Origin of the sequence: uncultured Lentibacter sp. (genome assembly GCF_937123735.1) — a bacterium.
GTDB lineage: Bacteria > Pseudomonadota > Alphaproteobacteria > Rhodobacterales > Rhodobacteraceae > Lentibacter.
The window spans coordinates 1-3,784 of record NZ_CAKZKL010000002.1; the positions used below are offsets into that span (position 1 = coordinate 1).

Annotated in this window: 3 protein-coding genes; all 3 read right to left on the reverse strand. The window is 63.2% G+C overall.

Annotation, left to right across the window (positions count from 1 at the left end):
* A partial coding sequence (locus Q0478_RS00060) for an LLM class flavin-dependent oxidoreductase (RefSeq protein WP_298674688.1) occupies positions 1-2,525 on the reverse strand: 2,525 nt, incomplete at its 3' end.
* The gene (locus Q0478_RS00065) at positions 2,522-3,535 is read right to left on the reverse strand and encodes a glycosyltransferase family 2 protein (RefSeq protein ID WP_298674691.1); all 1,014 of its coding nucleotides are present in this window, start codon (positions 3,533-3,535) and stop codon (positions 2,522-2,524) included. The genes Q0478_RS00065 and Q0478_RS00060, both read right to left, overlap by 4 nt.
* Positions 3,522-3,784 (reverse strand): hypothetical protein (locus Q0478_RS00070; RefSeq protein ID WP_298674694.1); only part of this gene is annotated, 263 nt, incomplete at its 5' end. The genes Q0478_RS00070 and Q0478_RS00065, both read right to left, overlap by 14 nt.

The window sequence follows — 3,784 nt, forward strand, 5'->3', positions numbered from 1 at the left end:
GCCGCGGCCATCCGCGGCGGATGGTGCAAGGGCGCAACAACCGAACCGGACCGAACGGCAATGGATTTGGTGACCGCCGCCACGGCGGCACCGGTGACCGCCGGGTTGGGATAGGGGCCGCCAAAGGCGTGGAAATGCCGCTCCGGTGTCCAGATTGCGCAAAAGCCGTTGGCGTCGGCAAATTTGGCCCCCTCCAGCAGAAGACGGTATTTTTGTTTGCCCGGACCATCATCGTTGCCCCAGTAAAACAGGCCAAAGTCCATACCCCGCCCTGTCACAGGCAGCCGCCCCTGAGACACCAGGTCCTTGCGGGCATCCCCTGCCAGAACAACCCGCGCGCCACGCGCCAGCGTGTAAAACAGCTCCAGAACCGAAATATCAAACGACAGCGACGTCACCGCCAGCCAGGTGCTATCAGACGCCAGCGGCACGCGCGCATCCATGCCGGTAAAGAAATTACTGACATTCCGATGGGTCACCAGCACCCCTTTGGGCCGCCCCGTGGAGCCGGATGTGTAGATCATATAGGCCAGATCCTCCGGGCCTGCGCGCTCTTCGGGATTGCAGGTCGCGGCGCTGGCAAGCCGGCTGTCCTGATCCAACAGCAACACATGCGCAGCACTCTGGGGCAGCTGGCCCAGCACGGCCTCTTCGGTGACAACAACCGCAGCCGCGCTGTCACTGAGATATAGCGCCAGCCGTTCGGCCGGGTAGGTCGGATCCATGGGCACATAGGCCCCCCCGGCCTTGAGGATCGCCAACGCACCAACAAGCAACAGCGGCCCTCGGCGCAGTGACAGCCCCACGAGAACGCCCGGCCCAACCCCCATTTCAAGCAGCACAGCCGCCGCTTGATTGGCCCGCGCATTGAGCGCTTCATAGCTGAGCTGCTGATCTTCATAGATCAGCGCAATGGCCGAAGGCGTGCGGGCAACCTGTGCCTCAAAACAGGCCTGAACCGTTGTGGCGGGCAGCGCAGCTTGGGTGCGGTTGTAGGCCTCAAGAACCTGGTTTTTTTCAGCCTGCGGAACCAATGGCCAGCGGCCCAGATCATCGTCCAGATGCGCCTGCGCAGCGATATGCTCAAGACGCGCGCGCCAGAGCTGCGCACCGGCCTCCGAGAGACGGCTACTGTCGTATGAAATATAATCTTTGCAGATATTTAGAGCGCAAAGATCATGTTCAATTTCGGCTTCATACAGAGCCACATCAGGCTTGGATAGAGCCGCGATCTCGGGGGCGCGCATGGGAAGGTCCAAGGCAAAGACCCCATCCTCACGGGCCCGTTGCAACTGCACCTCAAAACCGGGCCCAAACCTGAGCGGAACCCAGCCGCTGACATGGCCTGAAAGCTCGGCCCCCGCGTATGCCACAAAGGCCAGATCGGCCTGCTCGGGCGCGCTGGCAAGGCCCTGAAACACCCCCGCAAAACGGCGCATAGCCTCAGGCCAAGGCAAATCTGCTGGCAGGCTCAGGGGCAACCGCTTGATGGCCAAAGCCCCCGTGGCCGGAGCAAGCGCCAAGCGCAGGGGCGCATATTCGGCCAATGCCTTGCGCCAATGGCCCTCTGCGCGTGCGGTCTTGTCTTGCATCTGCGACAGACGCGCGCGCGCAGCCGCGTCAAGGGGCGCAATCTGCTCGGATGGCGCGAAAAGCTCTGACAGCACCAGCGGTTTGCCCGCCAGATCACTCAGCCCAGAGAGCACCACCGGCGCACCAGCACTCGCCACTGTGAGCGATTGCTCGCCCACCTCAAGCACTGTGCCCGCCAGCTCTTGGCCGCGCGCGCGCTCAGAAACCCGCGCTTCTTTCACCGCGATAACCCGGCCCTTGTGGGCAATCCGCGCCACGGTGAGCGGGTTCCAATAGGGCCCGTGATCAAGGCCCAGAACCAGCGCAATAATCTCTTCGGGGGGGTGCTCAAAATCAATCGTGCCAAAAGCGTCAGGGCGTTTGAATTTGCCAAAATACTGGCGCGCGCCAAGCGCTTGCGGCTGGCGGGGCACCTGTGGTTGCGCGAGGCAGCGCATCAGCTGGGGAAAACTGCTCAACGCGCTTTCATAGGCTTTTGTGTTCAGCGTCAGGGCCGTGTCTTGTGGGCTGATGTCAAACGGCATTTGCAAAATCACATCCCCGGCATCGACCTGCGGCTGCACAAAATGCCAGCTGATCGCGTGCTGTCGCTCGCCGCGGAGCCGCGCCCAGACCGGCGTGTTGAGCCCCGCATACTCGGGCAAGGGACCATCATGAAAGTTGACGCATCCGCGACGCGGCAGGCCCAGAACCGCCTCAGGCAGAAGCTCAAGATTGGCCACAGACAGCAGCCAATCGGCGCTGTGGTTGCGCAGGCGGTGCGCCAGACCCGCCCCCGGGTCGAGCACCGGGAGCTTTTGCGCCGACGCCCAGCTGCGCAGCGCAGGCACTTCACTGACCAGACAGGCGATGTCATGCCCAGCCTTCAGCCAAAGCTCCGCACAGCTGCGGGTAAGGCTCTCGTGGCCGATGAAGATGGCTGACATGCTCATTGGGAGCCTCCTTTCGTGGAACGCGCGCTGCGTGGGCACAGCCGTGCAGCGGGCCTTGGCCGCGCAAAGACAGCCCCGGCACTGTGGACAAGCAGATCGCGCAGAAAATAGGGGGCCGCCGCAAGGGGCTTGCGGTCCAACAGCCGGCGCACCCGATAGAGCGCGCCCCCCAGAACATGCAGCGCTGTGGCGCCAAGCGCATAGGCCTGCCCATGGTTTTTGGTGAAATAATGCCAGCGGCTGTCAAACCAGTATTGCGGCACCCGCGCCCAGGTTTTCATACCTGTAGTAACCGAGCCGATATGCGCAACCTCGCTCTCGCGCACATAGACGGTGGGCCAGCCTGCCTTGCCGGCGCGGCGGCACAGATCGGTTTCCTCAAAATAGAGGAAGAAGCGCTCGTCAAACAGGCCGATCTCTTCCAGCGTCTTGGCGCGCATCATGAGGCTTGCACCGGCCAGCCAATCAACCATCACGGTTTCATGCGGCACAGGCAGCGGCACGATGTGACGGCGCAACAGCCGCGATACCGGCCCAAAACGCGCCGCCCCCTCAAACTCGCCCAAGGCGGACGGAAAGCGAAATGCGGTCTGATCGGCCGCGCCGGCGCCATCGCAGATATAGCTGCCCGCAAAGCCCACATTGGGGTGGCTGACCAAATAATCCTGCAAAGCCCGGATTGCCCCCGGCGCAGGAAATGCATCCGAGTTTAGAATATAATAGTAATCCGGCTGCGCACCATTGGAGAGCCCCGCTTTCATGCCAAAGTTGTTGCCCGCCCCAAAGCCGCCATTGTGCCCCGACTGGAGCACCCGCACCGGCCATCCTCGCGCCGCAACGCCCGATTGCAGGGCCTCAAACGAGCCGTCCTGACTGTCGTTGTCAACAATCAGAAGTTCGGCGTTCAGACCCTGCTGGGCCACCAGTGCCGCTTCAGCGGCGCGCAGGGTCATGTCGGCGGTGCGCCAGTTCAGCACCACGCATAGCAGTTTGGGGTCACTCGGCGGCATGGCTGCCCTCCCAGGCCTGGGCCACCAGCCGCGCACGGTCGGCGGCCTCGATCACCTTGCCCATGCGCGCGGCCAGCACCCGCACAGTGGGTTCCAGCACCATGGAATCGTGGTCGCCCGGAACCTCGAACACCTGCAACTCAGGCGCCCATTCGGTCCAGTCATTGTCATGGGTCACATAGGCGCGTTCGGAATTGACCAGCCGCCCGTCGCCCACCTGCCACTTGCCCAAAAGCGGCGGGCGGAACA

Bases quoted from the DNA above. Each gene is read 5' to 3' on its own strand.
- Q0478_RS00065 (WP_298674691.1), bottom strand. From the start codon at position 3,535: ATGCCGCCGAGTGACCCCAAACTGCTATGCGTGGTGCTGAACTGGCGC.